Origin of the sequence: Deinococcus taeanensis, assembly GCF_020229735.1 — a bacterium.
GTDB lineage: Bacteria > Deinococcota > Deinococci > Deinococcales > Deinococcaceae > Deinococcus > Deinococcus taeanensis.
Genome location: NZ_CP083455.1, coordinates 1,747,155 through 1,768,803, shown reverse-complemented (window position 1 = coordinate 1,768,803; position 21,649 = coordinate 1,747,155). Strand labels below are relative to the sequence as shown.

Sequence of the window (21,649 nt, the reverse complement as noted above, 5' to 3'; positions counted from 1 at the left end):
AAGACGCCGGACCCCCGGGTGAAACGGAAGGTCCGGCGTGCGGTTCATTTGACGCGGACGATGATGGTAACGACCACCGTGTGCATGGCACTGACGGTATCGTCCGTGTCGATGACGTTCTGGGCGTTGGCACTGTCCACGGCGATCTGCAACGTGGAACCGGCGCTGACGACCATGGGTGCGCCCGTGGTGTCGAAGCTGTTCGAGAAGCCGGTGCCCAGCTGAGCCCAGGCGGCCGTGCCGACGCTGCTTCCGGCAGCGGCGTAGCGGTAGGCGAAGTTCGCCGGCAAGCCGGTGACCGTGCTGCCCAGGCCGTCAAGCAGGGCTGCATTCAGGCTGACGAAGTTCACGTTGGCGTTCAGGATGTCCTGCAGAATTACGGTGTTCACCGCGCCGTTGCGGGTGTTCTTCGCGCGGATGGTGTACTTCAGGTAGTCGCCCGGCTTCACGTCGTTGGTGGTGACTTCCGTGTTGGCGGTTGCGCAGTCGGTGAGTAGCTTGCCGCAGTTCACCACCGTTTTGCCTGTGCCAGCCGGGCCGCTCATCTGGAGGGTACCGGAGGACTTCACCGTGAACTGGTCGGAGTTCGGGACGCCATATGTGGTGCCGCTGATCGTGTAGGTCCCGTCCGTGAGGGTCGTGACGGCCGTTCCGGCAGGAACACCGGTCGGTGAAGCCGTGCTGGACAGGAGCTGCTGCACGAACGACAGGGGCGTGTTCATGGCGGCGGCGGTACTGGGTACGCTGACGACACCGATCACGGTCACCGTGCTGCTGGCAGGCACACTCAGGGGGTTGGTGCTGTTCAGCTCGGGGCCGGTGGGTTCTCCGTTCACGTCCGCCAGGTAGAAGCGCACCGGAGTGGGGGTGGGGGTGGCGTTGACACTGCCGGTGCTGGTAACAACCGGGATTACCACCTGGTTGATGGTGGTGCCCGCCGTGGTGGGCACGTAGGTTTCAGTGATTGTCCCGAAGTTGGACACGGCCATGGTGTACTTGACGTCTGTTGGGCCGCTGGTGCTGGGCGTGACGTTCTGCGCCTGGGTGGGGGTGGTGCTGAGCACGTTGCCCAGGTAATCGCCGAATGCGGCGGCGCGGACGTTGAGGGTGTCGGTGGTGGTGTCAGGTGTGCCTTTCAGGCCGCCCGCGCCGCCGGCGGCGGCCGTGGAGTTCTGTGACGTGACCTGCACGGTCGCGACGGGTGTGGTGGTAATGGGCGCAGTCACGGAGCCGAGCGTGAGCTGTACCGTGAAGTTCACGGTGGCGCCGGCAGCCACGTTCGTGACCGCCGGGTAGCTCGTCCCGTCAATGGTGATGCCGGTGGCGCTGGTCAGTTCCGTGCCGCTCAGGTAGTACTTCACGGTGGTGCCGGCAGGGAAGCCGCTGAGTTTCGTGGCCAGCGCGTAGCTGTCCGTGCGGGAGCCGGTGTTCTGAAGGGTTTCGGTGAACGTCAGGGTCGTCTGGCCGGCGTTGACGTTCACGGTGCCGGTCTGGTTGTCGCCACTCGCAACAATGGTGTAGCCGGGGCTGGTGGTGGTGTCCTGCGTGCCGGCCGGGGCGTTCCCGGGAGCGAACCCGTTCGGGCCGACGCTGAAGGAATCGTTACGGGTGATGTTGGCTTCGTTCTGGTTGTTCGTGTCGTCCGGGGCGCTGCCGTCAGTAACGTTGTTCGGGATGCTGGTGTTCGTGTTGCGGTGCCCGACCGGGTTGCTGGAGTACACGCTGCCGTCGGTGGCAGTCGTCGGAATCTGGTACACCACCCAGAAGTCCTTGGTGCTGCCGGGATCCACGTTCGTGAATGACAGGCTGGTCTGGCCGCCATTCGTCCCCGGACTCGTCAGTTCCGGTCCAGCGGGCTGGTGCGTGAAGTAGTACACCGTGCCGGGCGTCTGAACGGTTTTTCCACTGATGGTGGTCAGATCCAGGGCGCCGCTGTTGACGGCGTAGCTGTCACCATTCACGTTCCCAGTGTTCGCGAGGGTGTACTTGTTGAACGTCACGTACGCCCCGGGAATGGCGCTGACAGGCGTGCGGTCCACCGTGTTGGGGGTGATGGTGAAGGCTGGAACAGCCTGCACGGTTGACGTTACCGTATTGGAGGTGGAGGGCGGCCCGCCGTTCGGCCCTGGGACGGGCGTGTTCGTTTCATCGTTGAATGTAGCGGTGGCTGTGTTCGTGATCAGCGTCCCAGCGGCGGTGGGCGTGCTGGGGGCGACGGGCTGAGCTACGAGGGCGTGCGCAGCGCCGACGGAAAGTGCGGTCATAAGGGCCAGCAGGGACGAAGTTCTGTTCATAACACCTCGGGTTTATTTGACTTTCACGCGAAGACTGAACTTCAGCGTTTCGTCCGGGTTCATGGTGGTGATCGTCCAGCGCGCGTTGGTGTAGCGCGTCGGGGGGATCACGACGTCCTTGGTCATGGCGCGGCCGTTCTCAGTGACGGTGAGACGTTCGGTCAGGGGCGCCCTGGCGTAGGTGCGGCCTCCGTCCGCGCTGAAGGTTGCCGTCCAGCGGGCGCTGCCAAGTACCGCGTCGCCGGTGAACGTGGTGCCGGCCGGGACGGGAAGGTTCACCGCCACACCGCGCAGGGTGCGGCGGGTGGTGTTGGTGGCGGTCACGGTCTGTTCAAGGACGTTGCCAGGCTGGACCGTGACTGGGGCCGGTTGACGCCGCTCAGTGACCTTGTCACCCGTCTGTACGGTTTCAACCAGGGCCTGCTCCAGGCGCAGGACCAGTGGGGCGGCCGTCTGGGCGACCGTCAGACCCGTCAACACAAAGAGAAATGGAAGGGTGGATCGTCTGAGCATGCGGGGTGTCTCCTGAGCAGCAACAAAGGGGCGAAGCGCCCAGGTTCACGGCACGCACTGGGAACTGACGTCTGTCGGTGGTGTCCCGCGAAGCTCACAGCTGGCGCACCGCTTCATCAGGACTAAGAACGATTAGAAGATAATAAAGAATTTATTACGGCCTTCTGACAGCCGGTCATTCAGTCCTTTCCGTGCCGCGTAGGAGCCGAGGCCGCGTCTTAACCCCACCCCCTGCGTTCACAGGAGCAAGCGGGTTGTCCACGCCCACGGTCCTCGCCATTCTTCTTGCGGACGTCGGCGCTGGACAGGATGGTCCAGGACAGTGACCGCTGCCCCCAGGTGCACCGGTACGGCAGGCCTCTGCGGGCGCACACTGTAGACCAGCGCCCGACATCAGGCCCGGCGGCCCCAAGACACCTCCCAGCACGACAGAAAACGGAGCGACACTCCTCAGCGTTGCCCCATGAAATCTTCGCTCCTACAGACGAAAGGGGGCGCCCAGACATCTCCTGCCTGGGGGCCCCTTCTGCTTCTGGTTGTTACCGCTTCAGGTCTTGAGGTTAAGGCTGGTTTTTCTGTTCAGCGCGTCGGCGGAGTTCGGAGGCGAGGTCACTGAAGTCCTGCGCGCCTGGCAGAACGCGCCGGGCGTCCTTTTTGGCTTCCTGCACCACCTGCACCTGCTGCTGGCGGCTGCTGGGCAGGCCCTGAGCGCGCCTTTCGAAGTGGTTCTGCGCGAGGCGGCCCAGGGCGAACGTCCAGCCGTACACGGCCGGCGCGGTAATCAGCCCCCCGATCAGTGGGAGGGCCAGTTTTGCCAGTCCGCGCATGACCTGCCGCGCGGCGACGCCGTACGCGACCGTAACGCCCAGTTCCCGCGCGATTTCCAGGGCGCGTTCACTGCTGATGTCATGCCCGTAGATCTTGCCGATGTGCAGAACCATCTTGGCCTGAACGGGTGTAATCAGGAGGATGTCCGCGAACGGAATCGGTTCGACGCTGATGGCGCCGGACAGCAGGGCCGCACTTTTGATGACTTCCTCGACGTTCTCCTCCGGGCTGAGGGCAGGGTCGACGTCGAAATTAAAGTTGTCCAGCACCTGTTTGACGAGGGGAGGCAGCATGCTGGGAGTGTACTGCCCCCACTTTGGGGCCGGTGTGGGCCTCCGTTTACGTTTACGACATGGACACAGGAAACGGACACGCCCAGGGGGGGAGGTGGCGTGTCCGCGGAGGGAAGAATGAGGGTGGATTCACCACTCACCGTCATGGTAGGACTCAGGGCCGGTGAAAAGCTGACAGTCCGGTCAGGCGGATGCGGTCGCTTCTGTCATGCACGGCTCATTCAGGCCCCCTGAATCTTGAGGTTAGGGGGGGTTCAGCGTCTCCAGCGTGGTCCGTCCTTGGTGTCCTCGACCGTTACGCCCACCCGTGTGAGTGTGTCGCGCAGCTCGTCGGCCTGCGCGTACTGCTTGTTCAGCCGATAATTCTGCCGGGCCTTGAGCACGAGGTCCATCAGGGCGCTGACCACCTGCGTGTCGTCCTGACCGCGGGCGGGGGCGCCGGTTTCCGCGAAGAGCCCCAGCACGTTCCCGCCCAGGGTGCGGAAGGCGTCCCGCGTGCGCTCGAGGGTGCCGCGCGGCACCGCGCCGGCATTCAGGGCCGCGTTGATGTCGGTGGTCAGGCCGAACAGGGCCGCCACAGCCTTGGGCGTGTTGAAATCGTCGCGCAGCGCCTCCTCGAAGGCCTCGGTGTGGGCTGCCACCCTCGCGTCGAGCGCGGCGTCCTGCCCGGCCGGCGCGGCTGGCAGGCGACGTTCGGTTTCGTGGAGCGCTTCAGTCAGGCGGCGGTAGCCGCTGCGGGCACTTTCAAAGGCGGCGTCGCTGAACTCGGTAATGGACCGGTAGTGACTGCCGACCAGCAGAAAGCGCACCACCATGGGGTCGTGCTGCGTCAGGACATCCTGAATGGTCAGGAAGTTCCCCTTGCTTTTGCTCATCTTCTCGCCGCCGATGGTCAGCATGTTGTTGTGCATCCAGTAGCGCGCGAACGCGTGCCCGGCCGCTTCGGCCTGCGCGATCTCCGCCTCGTGGTGCGGGAACTGCAGGTCGAGGCCGCCGCCGTGAATGTCGAACCCTTCGCCCAGGTACTTCAGGCTCATGGCGCTGCACTCGATGTGCCACCCGGGAAAGCCCACGCCCCACGGGGACTCCCAGCGCATGATGTGGCCGGGTTCGGCGTTCTTCCACAGCGCGAAGTCGCGCGGGTCGCGTTTCTCTTCCCGGACCGCCTCCCGCGTGCCTTCCTCCTGGTCGTCCAGACGGCGACCGGACAGCTTGCCGTACTCCGGCCAGGACCGCACGTCGAAATACACGCTGCCGCGCGACTCGTACGCGTGCCCGCGTTCGATCAGTTCCTCAATCAGGCGGATCTGCTCAAGAATGTGCCCGGTCGCGCGCGGGTTGATGCTCGGCTTCAGGACGTTCAGGGCTTCCATGTCCTTCACGAACGACCACAGGTACTTGTCCGCGACCTCCATGGGTTCCAGCTGCTCCAGCCGCGCGCGGGCCAGCATCTTGTCCTCGCCGTCGTCGGAGTCGTTCTGCAGGTGCCCCACGTCGGTGATGTTCGCCACGTACCGCACCTGGTACCCGAGGTGCGTGAACGCCCGGCGGATCACGTCGAACGCCACTTCCTTCTTCGCGTGGCCCAGGTGCGCGTCGCTGTACACGGTGGGTCCGCACAGGTACATGCCGACCCGCCCGGGGGTGGCCGGCACGAAAGGAACCTTCTGGCGTTGCAGGGTGTCGTACAGCACGATATTCGGGTCCGGTTGGCGCTGGGTCATGAAGTCTCCTTGAACACGCTGAAACACAAAAAGACCGCGCCACACAGAGGAGGGCGCGGTCACAGGCCGTGGGCTGCGCGACCGCTAGGGGAGGCAACACACGGACATCATGCGTTCAATGTAGCAGAGTCGGCGCGCCCGGCGCGGCCACGCCCACCGGGCCTGGCAGCGCTGCGGCGGCCGGGCGGCGCAACACCTCAAGCAGCACGTCCAGGAAGGCGCGCAGCAGCGGCAGGTTCGCGCGGTGCGGCAGGGTCGCCAGGGCCAGCGGGCGCGGCAGCGGGTCAGGCAGCGGCAGCGCCACGAGCCCGTCGGGCAGGGGCGCCAGCGCCAGGCGCGGCATCACGCTGACCCCCAGCCCGTGCGCCACCATGCTCAGGATCACGCTGTCCTCCGTGATTTCCGTGACCCGGTCCGGCTGGACGTCGTAGCGCCGCAACGCCGCCATGACGCGCACGTTGCAACTGTTCGGACCCGGCGCCAGCAGCAGCGGCCCGGCCGTGAAGTCGTGCAGCGTCACCGGGTGTGTGCCGCGGCGCGCGGGCGCCACGAACAGGTACTCATCCAGCACCAGCGGCGTCAGGCGCAGGTCCGGCATCACGTCCTCAATCACGACTGCGGCGTCCGCCACGCCCCGCCGGACCATGCTCTCCCCACCCACCTCGCCGTCCAGCAGGCGGACGGTCACGTCCGGATGGCGCGCCCGGAAGGCCGCCAGGGCCGGCGGAAGCAGGTGCGTGGCGGTCGAGCGGAAGGACGCCACCCGCAGCACCCCCCGCAGCGCGTGGTCGTCCTGCGCGGCCAGCAGCGCGTCCCCGGCCGCCTGCACCGCGGCGCGCGCATGCGGCAGCAGCCGTTCACCGGCGGGGGTGGGCAGCGCGCCGCCGCGGCCGCGGCGCAGCAGCGGCCGGCCGGTCAGGGCCTCGAGTTTACTGATGGCTTCACTCAGCGTGGACTGAGACACGCCGAGGTCCGCCGCGGCTTCACTGAACCCGCCGGCGTCCGCGACGGCCAGCAGAGCACGCAACTGCGCCAGGGACGGCGCGGCAGGGAAACGTTCGGACGACATACACCAGTGTAGACCCCGGCCTGCACCCCAGCGATCGGTTTCACCGATGGAACGCACCGTCCGGCCCGGTCCCCACCGATGGCCCCGGCACCCCGGGGGAGCGCACCCTGAGGGCAGAGGTGATGACCATGACCGCCAGCATCCGCCCCACCACCGCCCTGCCCGTCCCCGCGCCACACGGCTTCCTTCCGGTGTACACCCTGGAAATCACCACGCCCACCGGGCAGCCCACCACGCCCCTCCTGCCTGGCTGGACCGTCCACGTGTGGCCCGTGGCCCGCCTGGGAGACGCGACACTGCAGGTTCAGGCGCTGTACACCCACCTGACTGAAACCGACCTGCGCCGCGCCCTGCATGCCGCCGGGTACGCCGCGCTGGGCCCTGTCCGCGCCCACCAGTGACCTGCCCCGCATGAAGGCCGGGCCCGGCGCGCCTTGACCCGGGCATCACAAGGCGGCACGATACTGAACGCATGACCGACGGCGTCACCCCAGCCCAGACCGGCGCCGCCGCGTCCCTCAGCGCCGGTCAGGCCGGCGTTGCCCGGGTCAAGGCGCGGTTCCTGCGGATGCTCAGCATCACGCTTGAACAACTTGACGCCGTGCGCGACGCCCATGCCCGCGCCGAATTTGCTGGCCTGACCGCCCGCGCCGAGGCGCTCGAACGGGAAACGGACGCGCTGGAACGGGAACTGGACGACCTGTGCCTTCAGGCGTTTGCCACGCGCCTGACCGACGCGGAACTTGCCTTTCACCTGATGGTCTACCGTTCCCTGACCAACCTGGAACGGGTGGGCGACTACGCCTTCAACGTGGCCCGCGACCTGGAGACCTTCGCGCCCCGCGCCCGCAGCGCCACCCTGCAGGACGCCCTGCCGCTCGCGCGGCTGCTTTCCACCATGATTGAACGCCTCTCGTACGCTTTCACGGAGCGTGACGTTCAGGCCGCGCGTGACGTCATGCGCCTTGATTACGAGCAGGTGGACGCCCTGTACGAGCAGATGCAGCGCGCCAGCCTCACCCGCCTGCTTGAACGGCCCGAGGACACGGACGTGGCCCTCACAGCCGGCCGCATGGCCCGCAACCTCGAACGGCTCGGCGATCACCTCGTGAACGTGGCGGAGCGGCTCGAGCAGGTCATCCTGCACCACAGCGCAACAGAATAAGCGAGAGGAGCGGCTGGGCCACCAGCCGCTCCTCTCCTGGCGGTCTCAGGCGACCGGCGCGACCCTGTCCGTATGAATCGTGCGTTCCTCTGCCTGCGTGCCCTTCAGGAGCGGCATGACGAGTTCCCCGAACCGGCGCGCCTCCTCCAGGTGAGGGTACCCGCTGAAAATAAACGAGCTGAATCCCATCGCCTCGTACCGGCGGATCTTGGCCGCCACCTGCTGCGGGTCACCCACCAGCGCCACGCCCACCCCGCTGCGGGCCATGCCCACGCCGGCCCACAGGTTCGGTTCCACCATCAGGTCCTCATCCACGGCCCTGAGCAGGTCAATCTGTCGTTGCTGCCCCACGCCGTCCACATGCGCGTGACTGGCCACGAACGCGGCCCGGACCTCCGGGTCCACGCGGCTGATCAGCCGCTCGGCCGCGGCGCGCGCCTCTGGTTCGGTCTCGCGGACGATCACGTGGGTGCGCAGCCCGTAGCGCAGGGGCCGGCCCGTTTTCGTCTCCAGGGCGCGCATCTGCTTCAGGCGTTCGGCCAGCATGTCCTCCCGCTCCCCCCACATCAGGTACACGTCCGCGAGGTCCGCGGCGATCTCCTGCGCCACCGGGGACGCGCCGCCAAAGTACAGCGGGATGGGCTGCACCGGCGCCGGGTCCAGCACCGCGTTCTCGAAGGCGTACACGTCACTGCGGAACGACTGTGGCGGCGGGGCGGTCCACAGCTGGCGCAGCACACTCATGAACTCCCGCGTGCGCTCGTAGCGCCGCGCATGATCCTCGAAGTCTCCGTACATGGCGTTCTCGGCGGGGCTGCTGCCGGTAACGATGTTCACCCGCACCCGGCCCGGGAACAGGTTCTGCAGCGTGGCCAGCATCTTCGCGTACATCGCCGGGTGGAACATGCCCGGTCGCACCGCGATCAGCACCCCCGGATCGGTGGGCGCGCTGCGGGCCAGCGCCGCCACGGCCGCGGTGTAGTTCTCGTGTTCACTGTGGTAGTTGGTGGCCGTGAGCAGCGCCTCGAAGCCCGCCTCGCCCGCCGTGCTGATCAGCGACTGCAGGTACGCCAGGGTGGGCTTGCGGGGTGGTTTCTCCCGCGTGCCGATGAATTCACCGTCACGCGACAGCTGAAGGAACCACAGAAATTCGGACTGGGATGGTTGGGTCATGACTTGCCTCCTGGCAGGGTCTGCCAGACGCAGACGGTGGGGCCGTGGCCGCCGGGTTCCGTCGCGCAAAGAAACTGAACGTGGCGCGTGGAGTGCGGCCCGTTCTGTGCGGCCTGCCACGTCCTCAGGAGCCGCTGGGCAACGAGCCCGCCGGCCTCTGGCGGTTCGTCACCACTGGACGGCACGAGGCCCGGACGGCGGCTATGGTTCAGAACCCTCCCGGCCGCCCGCCGGTCGTGCCCAGTGCTCTGCTGGCACGCCCGGACGTTGTCCGCGTTACAACGGTCTGCAAGGATGAGGTGATCTTCAGACTCGTTAAAGGGCGGCCAGAGCACGGCGCTCAGTGGGCGTGCGTACGTGAGGTTGCCCCCGTTGGCGGGGAGATCGGCCGCAACGGTCGCCCACGCCCCTGGTATGGTGAGAACGGCAGACGCCTGGGGCAGAGCGCTCACGCCTTCACCCCTCCGGCCGTCAGTCCAGCCACGAAGCGGCGCTGGAACACCGCGATGAGCAGCACGAGGGGCACGGTGGCAACCACGACAGCTGCAGCAATCAGGGGCCAGGGAAACGCGAATTCACCCTGGTAGAGGGTCACGCCGACCGACACCGTGCGCATGGAGAGTTTGGTGTTGAAGCTCAGGGCCAGCAGAAATTCATTCCAGGAGTTCACGAACACCAGCAGGGCGGCTGTCACCACGCCCGGCGTGGACAGCGGCAGCACCACGCGGGTGAGCGCGCCGACGCGGGTGGTGCCGTCGACCATTGCGGCGGCTTCCAGGTCACGGGGAATGGCGCTGAAGAACGCAACGAGCGTGAGGATGGCGATAGGCAGGCTCAGCGCCGCATACGGCAGAATCAGCGCAGGGGCTGTGTTCAGCAGGTTCGCGCCGCGCATGAGGCGAAAAAGAGGCACGAGCAGACTCACGACGGGCAGCATGCTGAACGTCACGATGGTGGTCATCAGCACCCCGCGCCGGCGGATGTTCAGGCGGGCGAGCGCGTACGCGGCGGGCACGGCGGCCGCGATACACAGCGCGGTGCTGAGCAGGCTGACCGTCAGGGAATTCAGGAAGAACTGCGCGAACGGCTGCTCGCTGAACACCCGGGCGTAGTTGCTGAAGTCCAGCCGGGACGGCAGGTACTGCACCGGGAACTGCTGCAGTTCCCCCTCGGACTTCAGGCTGGTGAGGATCATCCACACGAACGGGAAGAAGCCGCCCACGATCAGGGCGCCGAGCGCGGCGAACCGGCCGGCGCGCTGCCCTGGCGTGAGGCGCTGCGGGGCGACGTCGCCGCTCACGCCTGACCTCCGTCGCGCACGAACCGCACGTACACGGCGGTCACGGCGAGACTCAGGGCGAACAGGGCCACGCTGAGGGCCGCGGCGTACCCGAAGTCCAGGAACTCGATGCCGGTGCGGTAGATGTAGACGCCCAGCGTTTCAAGCAGGCCCTGCGCGGGCGCCTGCTGAATGAACGTGTACGGAATGTCGAACACCTGCACGGCGCTGATGGTGCGGAAGATGAACGCGACGGCCAGGCTGGGGGCCAGCAGCGGCAGGATCACCCGGAAGAACGACTGGGTGCGGGTGGCGCCGTCCACCTCGGCCGCTTCGGTCAGGTCGCGGGGGATGCCCTGCAGGCCGCCCAGGACGATCAGCGCCACGAAGGAACTGGTTTTCCAGACGATGGTGATGACCATGGCGAGCACGCTCAGGCCGGGCGTGCTGAGCCAGCGCAGCGGCTCCTGAATCACCCCGGCGCGGACGAGCAGATCGTTGACGACGCCGTACTGCGCGTTGAACAGCCACGCGAAGATCAGCCCCGTGATGACCGGGGGCATCGCCCAGGGGAGCAGCAGGGCCACGCGCGCCAGGTCGCGGGCGCGGCTGGGCATGTGCGCCGCGAGCGCCATGGGAACGCCCACCAGGAACGACCCGCTGACGGTCAGGACGCCGAACACCAGGGTGTTGCGCAGCGCCGCGCCGAAACGCGCGTCGCGCAGCATCTGCCCGTACTGCGACAGGCCCACGAACCCCTGCAGCCACGGTTCAGTCAGTTTGTTCAGGTACAGGCTGTCGCGGAAGGTGGTGAGCATGGGCAGCAGCAGGACGCCGAGCAGCAGCGCCGCGGCCGGCAGCAGCAGCAGCAGCGCCAGCAGGCCCTCGCTGGGCTCGCGGCGTGCCCGGCGGCGGAGGGGGGTGGGAGCCCGGGTCACTTCAGCAGCGGCTCCAGGTCACGCTTCATGTCGTTCAGGGCGGCGTCCACGCTCTTGCTGCCGGCGACCGCGGCCGAGACGTTGTTGCGGATGATCTCGCTGACGCGCGGGTAGGCGGGCGTCACGGGGCGCGGGCGGGCCTTCGTGACGATCGGGTACAGGGCCTTGAAGTGCGGGTTGGCGGCGAGCACGGCCCGGTCGTTGTACAGGCTCTTGCGCACCGGGAGGTACGCGCCCTTCACGGCCATTTCCTTCTGCACGTCGCTGCTGGCCATGAACTGCAGGAGCCTCACGGCGGCGGCCTTGTTGCGGCTGAAGGCGTTCACGCCCCATTCCCAGCCGCCGGTGCAGGTGGCGCTGGCGTTCTTCCCGAAGGCGGGCAGCGCGGCGACTCCCACGTTGCCCTTCACGCGGGTGGGCTGGGGACTGTTGCCCTGAAAGTGCGCCCAGGCGTAGCTCCAGTTCAGGCCGAACAGGACGTTTCCGCCCTGGAACTGCTGGCGGGAGTCGTCGGTTTTCATTTCGGCGCTGGCGGCCGGGGCAAGTTTCGTCTTCACGGCGTTCACGAGGAACCCCAGGCCCTGTCTCGCGGCGGGACTGGTCACGTCATTGACGCTTCCCCCGCCGGTCCAGGTGAGTTCCAGGAAGTTACACACGGTGCCCTCGATGGGCGCACCCTGGAAGTTGAAGCCCTGCAGGCTGCCGCCTTCGGCTTTCTGGATGCGGGCCGCCGTCGCGGCGAGTTCCTCCCACGTTCTGGGCACTTTCGCCTTGTGTTTCTCGAGCAGGTCCTTGCGGTAGTACAGGAACTGCGAGTCCGTGAAGGCCGGCATGGCGTACAGTTTGCCGTTCACGCTGGCCGCGCCGATCGGGCCGGCCAGGAACGCCTTGAGGTACGTGTCCTTGCTGGGCAGGTACGCGTCAAGCGGTTCGGCCCAGCCGGCCGCGGCGAACGTGGCGGTGCGGACCACGTCGATGAGGAAGATGTCCAGGGTCGTGTCGCGGGCGGCCAGGACAGTGGTGAGGTACTGGTTCTGCGCTTCGCTGGTGGCGCCGCCGGTTTCGATCTTGATCCGGACGTTGGGGTTCTGTTTCTCGAAGCGGTCGAAGAGCGGCTGGAAGATCTCAGGGCGCTGCTGGCTGCCCATGAACACGGTGAGGGTGGTGGCGGCGTGGGCGGCGCTGCCGAGAACGGCGAGGGCCAGGGTGGCAGTCAGGGACAGGTGGGTACGCATGAAACCTCCAGAACAGTGCGAAAGTGGATTTGTTTTATCAACTAAACGCGGTGGGGCGCTGGCGTCACGAGTCACCACTCTCGACAACCCACCGTCGCGCACCCCACAGGGCACGCAGCGCCCTGCGCCAAATAGCTTACGGCTCCGCTCCAGCACGCGGCGTACACTCGGACCCGTGACCACAACCGAGATGCCCCGCTGGCGTACGGACGACCTGTACGCCGGCCTGAACGATCCTCAGCTGGACCGGGACCTCACCGCTCTGGGCGCCGACGTGAAGGCCCTGGAAACCCTGTTCGACACGCACGCCGTACGCGCCGGCGGCCCAGTTGCCCCGGCCGCTGTAGACGCCGCGCTGAGCGAACTGAACGCCACACTCACCCGCCTGGGTACCCTGCGCGCCTTCATCTCCGCCTTCGTGACCACCGACAGCCGCAACGAGCACGCGCAGGCCCGCATGGCCACCCTGACCACCCTCGCCCTGCCGCTGGGCCCGCTGCGCTCCCGCCTGACCGCCTGGCTCGGCGGTGTAAGGGGCACCGACCTCAGCAGCCTGCTGACCCACAGTGCCGGGGCCCGCGCACACGAGCACCTGCTGCGCCGCGCCGCCGAACTGGCCCGCTGGCAGATGACCCCCCCAGAGGAGGACCTGGCCGCGCGCCTGCACCCCGCCAGCGGCGGCGGCTGGGCCAAACTGCACGGCAACGTGTCCAGCACCCTCAAGGGCGAGTACCGCGGGCAGACGCTGCCCGTCACGGCGCTGCGCGCCCTCGCCAGCGACGCCGACCCCAGCGTCCGCGAGGACGCCTACCGCGCCGAGATCGCCGCGTGGACCACGCAGGACACCGTGTTCGCGGCGTGTATGAACGGCGTCAAGGGCGAGGAGAGCACCCTCGCCGCCCGGCGCGGCTTCACCGACCCGGTCGCCCCCAGCCTGCTCAGCAACGGCATCGACCAGCAGACGCTTGACGCCATGCAGGCCGCCGTTGTGCACGCCCTGCCGGACTTCCGCCGGTACTTCCGCGCCAAAGCCCGCCACCTGGGCAAAACCCGGCTGGACTGGTGGGACCTGTTCGCTCCGGTCGGCCGCAGCGGCACCCACTGGGACTACGGCGCCGGCGAAACCTTCGTGGAACGCCAGTTCCGCGCGTACAGCCCTGCACTGGGCGACTTCGCGGCCCGCGCCTTCCAGAACCGCTGGATTGACGCTGGCCCCCGCGACGGCAAACGCAGCGGCGCATTCTGCATGAAATGGACGGGCGGTGACAGCCGCATCCTCATGAACCACGACCCCAGCCTCGACTCCGTCAGCACCCTCGCGCACGAACTCGGGCACGCCTACCACAACGTGCAGCTCGGCGCCCTGCCCCCCCTGCAGCAGGAAACGCCCATGACGCTCGCGGAGACCGCCAGCATCTTCTGCGAGACCATCATCCAGAACGCCGCGCTCGCCACCGCGCAGGGCGAAGAGCGCCTGTACGTGCTCGAAACGCAGCTGATGGGCCACGCGCAGGTGATTGTGGACATCCACAGCCGCTTCCTGTTCGAGAAGGCCGTCTTTGAACGCCGCGCGGCCGGTGACCTGAATCCCAGCGACTTCAGCGCCATGATGATCCAGGCGCAACGCGACACGTACGGCGACGCACTGAACACCCCCCACCCATACATGTGGGCTGTCAAACCTCACTACTATGGCCGCAGCTTCTACAACTACCCGTACACCTTCGGCCTGCTGTTCGGCCTGGGCCTCTACGCCCAGTACGAGCAGGCCCGCACGCTGGGTCAGGCAACGGATTTCCAGGCGCGCTACGAGGCCCTGCTGGCCTCCACCGGGCAGGCCACCCCACTGGAACTCGCCGCGCGGTTCGGCATTGACCTGCACGCCCCGGACTTCTGGGAAGGCAGCCTGAACGTCATCCGCCGCCAGATTGACGCGTACGGGGCCACGCCGGGCCAGCCGTAGCTCCAGGCAGACAGGGGGCGAGGTCACGTGACCTCGCCCCCGTCTGCTCGGCTGCACTGTCAGCGGACGCGGACTTCCTGATCAAACCAGGTGAGCACCCGTTCGGTCCCGAACGGCCACACGCTCACCCGGGCGGCCTGCGCGGCCTCCTGCGCGAACTCGGGAAGCGGACCGTGTCCCTTGGGCGTCACGTTCCAGGCGGGCGCGTCGGCAGGCAGGCCCGCCAGTTCCCGCGCCCGCTCCAGCCCGGTGCGCAGGTCTCCCAGCTCATCCACCAGGCCGCGTTCCAGGGCGTCCTGGCCGCTCCAGATGCGGCCGCGGCCCAGTTCATTCACGCGCTCCTTGCTGAGCCTGCGTCCCTCCGCCACGCGGGTGGTAAAGCGGTCGTACACCTCCAGAATGCCCTTCTCCACATGGTCGCGTTCCTCGTCCGTGTACGGGCGCGCCGCGGAATACATCAGGGCCCGGTCCCGGCCGACCCGCTCGGGATTCAGGCCGTGCCGGCGGTTGAACTCCTGCATGACCGGCTTGCCGCTCACCACGCCGATACTGCCGGTCAGGGTGTACGGGGACGCCACGATCCGCCGGGCGTGCGTGGCCACGTAGTACCCTCCGGACGCCGCGTACTCACCCATCACGACCACCACGGGCTTCTCACTGGTGGCCACTTCACGCCAGATCAGGTCACTCGCCAGGGCGCTGCCCCCGCCGCTGTTCACGTACAGCACGATGGCCTTGGTGGTCTTGTCCTGCCGGGCGCGGCGCAGCGCGGCCACCACCGTGTCCGACCCGGCCATCGGCCCGCCCAGCAGCGGCAACGGCACCGGGTTGTTGCGGCTCTTGCCGGTTACGATCGCGCCGACCAGGGGCACGACCGCCACACGCCCCGCCTTGGCGCCGGCAGGCCGGTGCGGCATCAGCAGGTCCGCGACCGCCGCGAAGGGCCGGCTGGCCGGACCAATCAGTTCATCCTCGTACGCGACCCTGGTGATGACCCCGGCCGCCAGCGCCCCCTGCGCGCTGGTCAGATCCGCCGCGAGCCAGCCCGCGGCCTGCGTGGTACTCACGCCGCGTGCCGCGGCCAGATCCTGCGCCCACGCGGCCTCCATGCCGTCCAGGTACGCCTGAAGCTGCTCGCGGTTGTGCTCGTCCATGTGATCCTGCGAGAAACGCGTCAGGGCCGCCTTGTACTCCCGCACGCGCAGGTTCTCGAACTCAATGCCGTGCTTCTTCAGAAATTCACCCAGGAAGGTGCTCTCCACCCCAAAGCCACTGAGGTTCACCTCGGCAGATTCCGGCGCGACCAGTTCCGGCGCGCCGCTCGCCGCGATCACGGTGGTCATGGTCAGGTGGGGCAGGTACGCCACCACCCGCTTGTCCTGCGCCAGGGACGCCAGCAGGCCCCGGACAGCGTGCGCCGTGGCCGGGGACGCCGTGAACTCCCCGAAGCGCACCAGCACGCCATGCAGCCACGCCGCGCCGCGCAGCTTCTCCACGCGCGAGGCGAGCGCCTCCAGGGTCTCGGTGCGGTTCAGCAGGGCCTGCACCGGGTTCGTGGGCTGCCGCTCCGCGTACGGTCCGCTGAGATCCAGCACCACCCAGGTGGGCCGGGTCACGCCGCTGGGCAGCGCGTCATCGTCTTTTTTCGGGAACGGAAGTGAAAACAGGGCCATGCTCCACGCTACGCGCCGCGCCCCTGAGAAGTTCCACGCGCGCCGCGGCCCAGGCGCGCGCCCATTGCCGCGGCGCGCGTGACGAGCACCTCCGCGGCGTCCGGCGGCAGCAGATCCCGGGCCGTGCCGGCCCAGAGGGCCAGCCAGGCGCGCAGGTGCGCCCCGCCGATCCCCAGCCCGGCGTGTGCGCCGTTCAGGTTCCCGCGCCACGCGGGCAAGGGACCCTCTGCGCCGCCCAGCATGGTCACCCAGAAGGCCGTGACGTGACGCAGATGCGCCGGCCAGTCCGTGACGTGCGCCGCGAACACCGGGCCCAGCAGGGCGTCCTGCCGCGCCCGCGCGTAGAACTCCGTCACCACCGCCTGCACCGCCACCGGCCCGCCCACCACTTCCAGAGGCGATCCGGGCCGGCGGTCCGTCAGGCTGGGCAACGCTGCCAGGAACTCCGCCCTGATCCTGACCGGCAGAGTCACGTCCGCCCAGGCGGTCGCGCGCCCGTGCGACCAGTGCAGCGGCACCTCGCCGCCCCAGGCATGCACCACTGCGCCGCGCGGCAGAGGCGACCAGTCCACGCCGCCGTGCGCGCCGGCCGGGACCACGGCCGCGCCCAGCGCCCGGCCCAGCAGCGCCGCACCTGACCCCCAGCCCAGCACGGGCACGTTGCGCCTCAGGGCCTCTGCCACCAGCCCCAGCGCCACCCAGCGCTCCGGCCGGTCCCGCACGTCCGTAACCGGCAGGCCGTCATGCGGCAGGAGCAGTCCCGACGCGTTCGGCAGCGCCCCCGCCCGGGCAGCCACCACGCTGCCCGGCGCCGCCCAGCCGGGCAGAGGAGGGAGGCTGAGCAGCGCCCGCGTCATGCGCGCAGCATAGCGGTCCCCGCCTTACGTTTCCGTGGGCGGCGCGCGGCGTACACTGGCGGGCTGATGAGCGCTCCCGCCCGCCCCCCGCACACGCTGTCCGTCGCGCCCATGATGGACTGGACCGACCGGCACTGCCGCGTGTTTCACCGCACCCTGACGCGGCGCACACTGCTGTACACCGAAATGGTCACCAGCGGCGCCATCCTGCACGGGGACCGTGACCGGCACCTGGGGTTCGACCCGGCCGAGCATCCGGTCGCGCTGCAACTGGGCGGCAGCGACGCCCGCGCCCTGGCCGAGTGCGCCACCATCGCGCAGGACTACGGGTACGACGAGGTGAACCTGAACTGCGGCTGCCCCAGCGACCGGGTCAGCAGCGGTTCGTTCGGCGCCTGCCTCATGGGCACCCCGGACGTCGTGGCGCGCGCCGTGGACGCCATGCGCGCCGCCACGACGCTCCCCGTGACCGTGAAGCACCGCATCGGCATTGACGACCTGGACAGCTACGAGCACCTCACGCACTTCGTGCGGACCGTGGCGGGCGCCGGGTGCACCACCTTCATCGTGCACGCCCGCAAAGCGTGGCTCTCCGGACTGTCCCCCAAGGAGAACCGCGAGATTCCCCCACTGCGGCACGACGTGGTCCGGCAGCTGAAGGCGGACTTCCCGCATCTCACGGTGATCCTGAACGGCGGTGTGCTCAGCCTGGACGCGGCCCGTGGCGCGCTCATCTGGGCGGACGGCGTGATGATCGGCCGCGCCGCCTACCAGGACCCGTACCTCCTGGCCCGCGCCGACCAGACCGTGTTCGGCGCTGAAGGCAGGCCCGTCACGCGCCGCGAGGCCATCGAGGCGTACCTGCCGTACGTGGAAACGCAACTGCGCGCCGGACAGCCCCTGAACCGCATGATGAAACACACCCTGGGGGTGTTCGCCGGGCAGCCGGGCGCCCGCCACTGGAAACGCACCCTCAGCGAAAAAGGCCACCGCCCCGGCGCGGGCCTGGAGGTCGTGCGGGAAGCGCTGTCCGGCGTGCCGGACAGCGTACTTGACGACCGGTCCGCGGTCCCCACCACAGCGCTGGCGTAAACCACCCAGGAGGAGGGCCGCTTCAGCCGCGGCGGGTGAAGTCCGCCGTGGTCGGCAGCCGCTCGATCCACGCCACGATGATCTCGATGCAGGCCTTCACGTCCCGCTCGTCCACCATCTCGCTGGGGGAATGCATGTACCGGTTGGGAATGCTCACCACGGCGCTCGGCACGCCCGCCCGCACCAGGGCCAGCGCGTCGGCGTCCGTACCGGAGTACCGGCCGGAGGCGCTGAGCGTGAACGGCACGTCCGCCTCGCGCGCCGCGTCCGTCATCTGCCGCGTGATCACCGGACTCACCATCGGGCTCACGGTCAGGTTCGCGCCCGACCCAAAAGGCGCCACGCCGTATTTCTTCTCGCTGACCCCCGGCTGTTTGGTCTCGTGGGTCACGTCCACCGCGACGCCCGCCACGGGATTCAGGTGGTACCCACCCACCTGCGCCCCGAAGCAACCGATCTCCTCCTGACTGGTGCCCACCGCCACCACGCGGTACCCGAGGTCACGGTCCTTCAGGGCGCGCAGCGCCTCAAGCACGATGAAGGCGCCCACGCGGTTGTCCAGCGCGCGGCTCACGATGCGCGTGCCGACCATCACCGGGCCCTGCTCAATCACACCGTACGTCCCGACCGGCACGTGGGCCACCACCTCGTCCCGGCTGAGCCCCACGTCAATCCACAGGTCCTCGATCTTGCTGGCCTTGGTGCGGTCCTCGGATTCCATCACATGAATGGCTTTCTTGCCGATCACGCCGATCAGGTCTCCGCCCGGCGCCAGCAGCCGGATGCGCTGCCCCACCAGCACCTGCGGATCCCAGCCGCCCACCGGCAGCACGCTCAGGAACCCCTCGTCCCCGACGTGCGACACGATCAGGCCAATCTCGTCAAGGTGCCCCATCAGGGCAATGGCAGGCGCCCCTTCAGGACCAACCTCCGCGTACACATTCCCGTAGTGATCCTCATGCGTCCGGGCGAACTGCCCGGCCTCGTTCAGCCACACGTCCGCCGCGCGGCGTTCCAGGCCGCTGGGCGCAGCCACCTCCAGCAGGCGGAACAGAAACTCCCTGTTGATGTCACTCACGTCCGCGAGTCTACGCCGGGCCCACCGGCCATCCGCCAGAATGGGCAGTGCCATGCCCGACTCCCCCCCAGGTCATCCACCCAGTCCGGACGTTCACGTGCAGGTCGAGATTCAGCACCTCGCCGCCCACAGCACCCCCGAACGGCAGCTGTTCACGTACGTCATCCGCATCGAGAACCGCAGCGGCGACACCTGGAAACTCCTGGCGCGCCACTGGGACATCATCGACGCCCACGGGCAGACGACCAGCGTGGACGGTGAAGGCGTCGTGGGCGAGCAGCCGGTCCTGCCCCCCGGCGGAACCTTCGTGTACGACTCCTTCGTCACCCTGCAGACCACCCCCGGCCGCATGAGCGGTCACTACGTGATGCAGGACGCCTGGGGGCAGACCGCGCACGTGCCCATCCCGGCCTTCCGGCTGGACGTGCCCGGCACCCGCACGCTGAACTGACCCCACAGCGCCTCGTTCACGCCACGGCGCAGTGGAATCGCCGCCTCACGAATCACGTCGGGTGAACGTGAGTCGAGGGGCCCCGCCCGGATGACTGCAGGCGCTGCTCCTTGGCAGCGGTTCCCCCTGCCCGTCCTTCATGACCACCTGCGGAGGCGCTTCAGGAGGCCGCTGCGCAGGCACGGCGGGCCTCAGGAGAGGGGAGGCCGAGCTTCCTCCCGTGGCCTTAACCCTGCGGCAGTTCCGCCTCCACCACCGTTCCGTGCCCGGGGCTGGACAGGACCCGGTACAGCCCCCCGCGCGCCTCGACCCGCTCGCGCATCTGCAGCAGGCCCAGCCCCCCGGCGCTGCTCACCCGGCCGGTCAGCTGCTCGGGATCGAACCCCGCGCCGTCGTCCTGCACGCGCAGCGTCACCTGCTCCGCGCCGTGCAGCGTGACCTTCACCTCCTGCGCCCGGGCGTGCTTGGCGACGTTGTTCAGGCTCTCCTGCAGAATCCGGAACACCACCGCCTCGTCGCCCGGCGACAGGTGCACGTCCCCACTGACGTTCAGGTGCACGCGCAGCCCGTTCTGCTCCCCGAAATCCAGCACGTACCGCCGCACGGTCTCCAGCAGCCCGTACCGTTCCAGGTCGATGGGCCGCAGCGCGAAGATCGAGCGGCGCACCTCCCGGATCTGCTCGCGCAGCAGCGTCGTCGCTGCGCGCACCTCCGCCTCCGCCCGGGGCGGGTCCGTGTGCACCTGCCGCGCCACCACGTCCAGCTTCAGCGCCGCGAACGCCAGGGACTGCGCCACGCCGTCATGAATTTCACGCGCGATCCGGGCGCGCTCATCACTGATCGCCAGCTCTTCCGAGTACAGGTACGCCCGGGCGTTCCGGACCGCCAGCGTCGCCTGCCCCGCCATCAGGGCCAGCAGTGACACCCGCGCGTCATCAAAGGCGCTCGGGCGGCCGTCCCCCAGCAGCAGAACACCCACGAGGCCCTCGTCGTCCCGCATGGGCAGGCCGAGCACGCTCTGCGCTTCCCGGAACACCTCCTCTGCTTCTGCGCCGGACGCGGCCAGCGGTATCTCGGCCTGCGCCACCCGCTGCGCGAACGCCGGCGCCACCCCACCGCGCCGCTCGCCCTGCGCGTCCTGTGCGAACTCCAGGCGCAGCACGCCATCCTGGTCACTCAGGACCACCGCGCGCGCGTCCGCCCCCACCCGCTCGGCCATGGCGTGCGTCACGCGGGAGAGCAGGCGGCGCATGTTGCGCTCCGCACGGATGCTCTGATCCACCGAGTACAGCGTCATCAGGTCCAGCGTCCGCTGCCGCACGGCCTCCACGCCGCGCGCCACCTCCGCCGCCAGGGCCTGCGCCAGCGCCTCGTCCTCCGCGTCCGGCGGCGCGTCGAAATGCAGGGCCAGCGCCCCGCCCCCCGGGACTATGACCTTCAGCGGATACAGCGGCCCGCTCGTCTGACCTTCCTCGGCCACGGCGCCCCCGCTCAGACCGCCGGGCACGGTCAGCGTGGCCCGCTGCGCGCCCGCCACGCGCACCGCGCCGCGCGCGGCGATGTCCAGCACCGCGCTCATGTCCGCTGCGTCCGACAGGTCCCGCATGAGTTCCTGCACGGCGCCCAGCCGCGCGTGCGACACCCGCAGCTGACCGTACAGGTCCAGCAGCTGCCGCTCGGCCCGCTCGCGGGCGCGCGTGCCCTCCGCAATCCACTCCACGCTGAAGTACGTCACGGCCGGTCCCACCAGCCCGTAGAACAGCAGGTGCGCCCAGAGCTCCTGGTCCGGGCGGCGCAGCAGCGAAATCAGGAACTCCACCACGCCCACCACCAGAACAATCAGCGGCGGCAGCACATTCCGCACCACCCGCACCCGGTCCGACAGGCGGAACCCGCGCGGGCCGCGCCCGCCGTGCGCGTCGTCCAGGGTGGGGGGAAGCGCCACGTCCGGGGTGGGGGAGAGGCCAGAGGTCACGGCGTCAGGGGCAGGCTGGCGCGGCGCGGAAGCGTCCGTCATGCCCTCA

18 protein-coding genes are annotated in these 21,649 nt (G+C 68.8%); 5 read left to right on the top strand and 13 right to left on the bottom strand.

The annotated features are described in order from the left end of the window. Positions 1–44: 44 nt before the first annotated feature. The 5 genes from LAJ19_RS08490 to LAJ19_RS08470 form a co-directional block, all read right to left on the bottom strand. Positions 45–2,264 (bottom strand): beta strand repeat-containing protein, encoded by a 2,220-nt coding sequence (locus LAJ19_RS08490; RefSeq protein WP_225475334.1) that lies wholly within the window; start codon positions 2,262–2,264, stop codon positions 45–47. Between the two features lie 42 nt (positions 2,265–2,306). Continuing rightward, the gene (locus tag LAJ19_RS08485; protein WP_225475333.1) at positions 2,307–2,807 is read right to left on the bottom strand and encodes a hypothetical protein; all 501 of its coding nucleotides are present in this window, start codon (positions 2,805–2,807) and stop codon (positions 2,307–2,309) included. A gap of 560 nt (positions 2,808–3,367) precedes the next feature. Beyond that, the gene (locus LAJ19_RS08480; protein ID WP_225475332.1) at positions 3,368–3,928 is read right to left on the bottom strand and encodes a YcjF family protein; all 561 of its coding nucleotides are present in this window, start codon (positions 3,926–3,928) and stop codon (positions 3,368–3,370) included. Positions 3,929–4,182: 254 nt separating this feature from the next. Beyond that, positions 4,183–5,652 (bottom strand): cysteine--tRNA ligase, encoded by a 1,470-nt coding sequence (gene cysS / locus LAJ19_RS08475; RefSeq protein WP_225475331.1) that lies wholly within the window; start codon positions 5,650–5,652, stop codon positions 4,183–4,185. Between the two features lie 115 nt (positions 5,653–5,767). Next, on the bottom strand, positions 5,768–6,721 hold the full coding sequence (locus LAJ19_RS08470; protein ID WP_225475330.1) for a LysR family transcriptional regulator: 954 nt from the start codon (positions 6,719–6,721) through the stop codon (positions 5,768–5,770). Positions 6,722–6,849: 128 nt separating this feature from the next. On the opposite strand from LAJ19_RS08470, the gene LAJ19_RS08465 reads away from it, so the two are divergent. Together LAJ19_RS08465 and LAJ19_RS08460 are read left to right on the top strand one after the other, a co-directional pair. Then, a complete protein-coding gene (locus tag LAJ19_RS08465) occupies positions 6,850–7,122 on the top strand; it encodes a hypothetical protein (RefSeq protein ID WP_225475329.1) in 273 nt (90 codons plus the stop codon). Between the two features lie 167 nt (positions 7,123–7,289). Continuing rightward, on the top strand, positions 7,290–7,886 hold the full coding sequence (locus tag LAJ19_RS08460; protein WP_225523236.1) for a phosphate signaling complex PhoU family protein: 597 nt from the start codon (positions 7,290–7,292) through the stop codon (positions 7,884–7,886). Between the two features lie 45 nt (positions 7,887–7,931). Here LAJ19_RS08460 and LAJ19_RS08455 read toward each other — a convergent pair whose 3' ends face one another. The 4 genes from LAJ19_RS08455 to LAJ19_RS08440 all read right to left on the bottom strand — a co-directional run bounded on the left by LAJ19_RS08455 (position 7,932) and on the right by LAJ19_RS08440 (position 12,511). Beyond that, positions 7,932–9,059 (bottom strand): LLM class flavin-dependent oxidoreductase, encoded by a 1,128-nt coding sequence (locus LAJ19_RS08455; RefSeq protein ID WP_225475328.1) that lies wholly within the window; start codon positions 9,057–9,059, stop codon positions 7,932–7,934. Positions 9,060–9,507: 448 nt separating this feature from the next. Further along, positions 9,508–10,359, bottom strand: coding sequence for a carbohydrate ABC transporter permease (locus tag LAJ19_RS08450; protein ID WP_225475327.1), 852 nt, complete (start codon positions 10,357–10,359; stop codon positions 9,508–9,510). Further along, positions 10,356–11,276, bottom strand: a complete 921-nt coding sequence (locus tag LAJ19_RS08445) for a carbohydrate ABC transporter permease (protein ID WP_225475326.1) — start codon at positions 11,274–11,276, stop codon at positions 10,356–10,358. Before LAJ19_RS08445 ends, LAJ19_RS08450 begins: the two co-directional genes overlap by 4 nt. Further along, the gene (locus tag LAJ19_RS08440) at positions 11,273–12,511 is read right to left on the bottom strand and encodes an ABC transporter substrate-binding protein (protein WP_225475325.1); all 1,239 of its coding nucleotides are present in this window, start codon (positions 12,509–12,511) and stop codon (positions 11,273–11,275) included. Before LAJ19_RS08440 ends, LAJ19_RS08445 begins: the two co-directional genes overlap by 4 nt. Before the next feature lie 175 nt (positions 12,512–12,686). On the opposite strand from LAJ19_RS08440, the gene LAJ19_RS08435 reads away from it, so the two are divergent. Further along, on the top strand, positions 12,687–14,474 hold the full coding sequence (locus tag LAJ19_RS08435; RefSeq protein WP_349774805.1) for a M3 family oligoendopeptidase: 1,788 nt from the start codon (positions 12,687–12,689) through the stop codon (positions 14,472–14,474). 59 nt (positions 14,475–14,533) lie between these two features. Here LAJ19_RS08435 and sppA read toward each other — a convergent pair whose 3' ends face one another. Together sppA and LAJ19_RS08425 are read right to left on the bottom strand one after the other, a co-directional pair. Further along, entirely contained in the window at positions 14,534–16,147 is a 1,614-nt protein-coding gene (gene sppA / locus LAJ19_RS08430; protein ID WP_225475324.1) for a signal peptide peptidase SppA, read from the bottom strand. An 8-nt stretch (positions 16,148–16,155) separates the two neighbouring features. Continuing rightward, on the bottom strand, positions 16,156–17,004 hold the full coding sequence (locus LAJ19_RS08425) for a group III truncated hemoglobin (protein WP_225475323.1): 849 nt from the start codon (positions 17,002–17,004) through the stop codon (positions 16,156–16,158). 66 nt (positions 17,005–17,070) lie between these two features. Between LAJ19_RS08425 and dusA the strand changes: the two genes are divergently transcribed. Further along, the gene (gene dusA, locus LAJ19_RS08420; protein ID WP_225475322.1) at positions 17,071–18,096 is read left to right on the top strand and encodes a tRNA dihydrouridine(20/20a) synthase DusA; all 1,026 of its coding nucleotides are present in this window, start codon (positions 17,071–17,073) and stop codon (positions 18,094–18,096) included. Positions 18,097–18,118: 22 nt separating this feature from the next. On the opposite strand, the gene LAJ19_RS08415 is transcribed toward dusA, so the two are convergent. Then, entirely contained in the window at positions 18,119–19,174 is a 1,056-nt protein-coding gene (locus LAJ19_RS08415; protein ID WP_225475321.1) for a M42 family metallopeptidase, read from the bottom strand. Positions 19,175–19,226: 52 nt separating this feature from the next. Here LAJ19_RS08415 and apaG point away from each other — a divergent pair, with 52 nt between their 5' ends. Beyond that, positions 19,227–19,625: a Co2+/Mg2+ efflux protein ApaG gene (gene apaG, locus LAJ19_RS08410; RefSeq protein WP_225475320.1), complete on the top strand. Its 399-nt coding sequence runs from the start codon at positions 19,227–19,229 to the stop codon at positions 19,623–19,625. A gap of 226 nt (positions 19,626–19,851) precedes the next feature. Here the strand turns inward: apaG and LAJ19_RS08405 are convergent, their stop codons facing one another. Beyond that, positions 19,852–21,642, bottom strand: coding sequence for a GAF domain-containing sensor histidine kinase (locus LAJ19_RS08405; RefSeq protein WP_225475319.1), 1,791 nt, complete (start codon positions 21,640–21,642; stop codon positions 19,852–19,854). Positions 21,643–21,649: the final 7 nt, after the last annotated feature.

Excerpts from the sequence above, each read along its gene's own strand:
- LAJ19_RS08440 (WP_225475325.1), bottom strand. The coding sequence starts at position 12,511 with ATGCGTACCCACCTGTCCCTGACTGCCACCCTGGCCCTCGCCGTTCTC.
- LAJ19_RS08470 (WP_225475330.1), bottom strand. The coding sequence starts at position 6,721 with ATGTCGTCCGAACGTTTCCCTGCCGCGCCGTCCCTGGCGCAGTTGCGT.
- LAJ19_RS08465 (WP_225475329.1), top strand. The coding sequence starts at position 6,850 with ATGACCGCCAGCATCCGCCCCACCACCGCCCTGCCCGTCCCCGCGCCA.
- LAJ19_RS08425 (WP_225475323.1), bottom strand. The coding sequence starts at position 17,004 with ATGACGCGGGCGCTGCTCAGCCTCCCTCCTCTGCCCGGCTGGGCGGCG.
- cysS (WP_225475331.1), bottom strand. The coding sequence starts at position 5,652 with ATGACCCAGCGCCAACCGGACCCGAATATCGTGCTGTACGACACCCTG.
- sppA (WP_225475324.1), bottom strand. The coding sequence starts at position 16,147 with ATGGCCCTGTTTTCACTTCCGTTCCCGAAAAAAGACGATGACGCGCTG.
- LAJ19_RS08460 (WP_225523236.1), top strand. The coding sequence starts at position 7,290 with ATGCTCAGCATCACGCTTGAACAACTTGACGCCGTGCGCGACGCCCAT.
- dusA (WP_225475322.1), top strand. The coding sequence starts at position 17,071 with ATGAGCGCTCCCGCCCGCCCCCCGCACACGCTGTCCGTCGCGCCCATG.
- apaG (WP_225475320.1), top strand. The coding sequence starts at position 19,227 with ATGCCCGACTCCCCCCCAGGTCATCCACCCAGTCCGGACGTTCACGTG.
- LAJ19_RS08485 (WP_225475333.1), bottom strand. The coding sequence starts at position 2,807 with ATGCTCAGACGATCCACCCTTCCATTTCTCTTTGTGTTGACGGGTCTG.
- LAJ19_RS08455 (WP_225475328.1), bottom strand. The coding sequence starts at position 9,059 with ATGACCCAACCATCCCAGTCCGAATTTCTGTGGTTCCTTCAGCTGTCG.
- LAJ19_RS08490 (WP_225475334.1), bottom strand. The coding sequence starts at position 2,264 with ATGACCGCACTTTCCGTCGGCGCTGCGCACGCCCTCGTAGCTCAGCCC.
- LAJ19_RS08480 (WP_225475332.1), bottom strand. The coding sequence starts at position 3,928 with ATGCTGCCTCCCCTCGTCAAACAGGTGCTGGACAACTTTAATTTCGAC.
- LAJ19_RS08405 (WP_225475319.1), bottom strand. The coding sequence starts at position 21,642 with ATGACGGACGCTTCCGCGCCGCGCCAGCCTGCCCCTGACGCCGTGACC.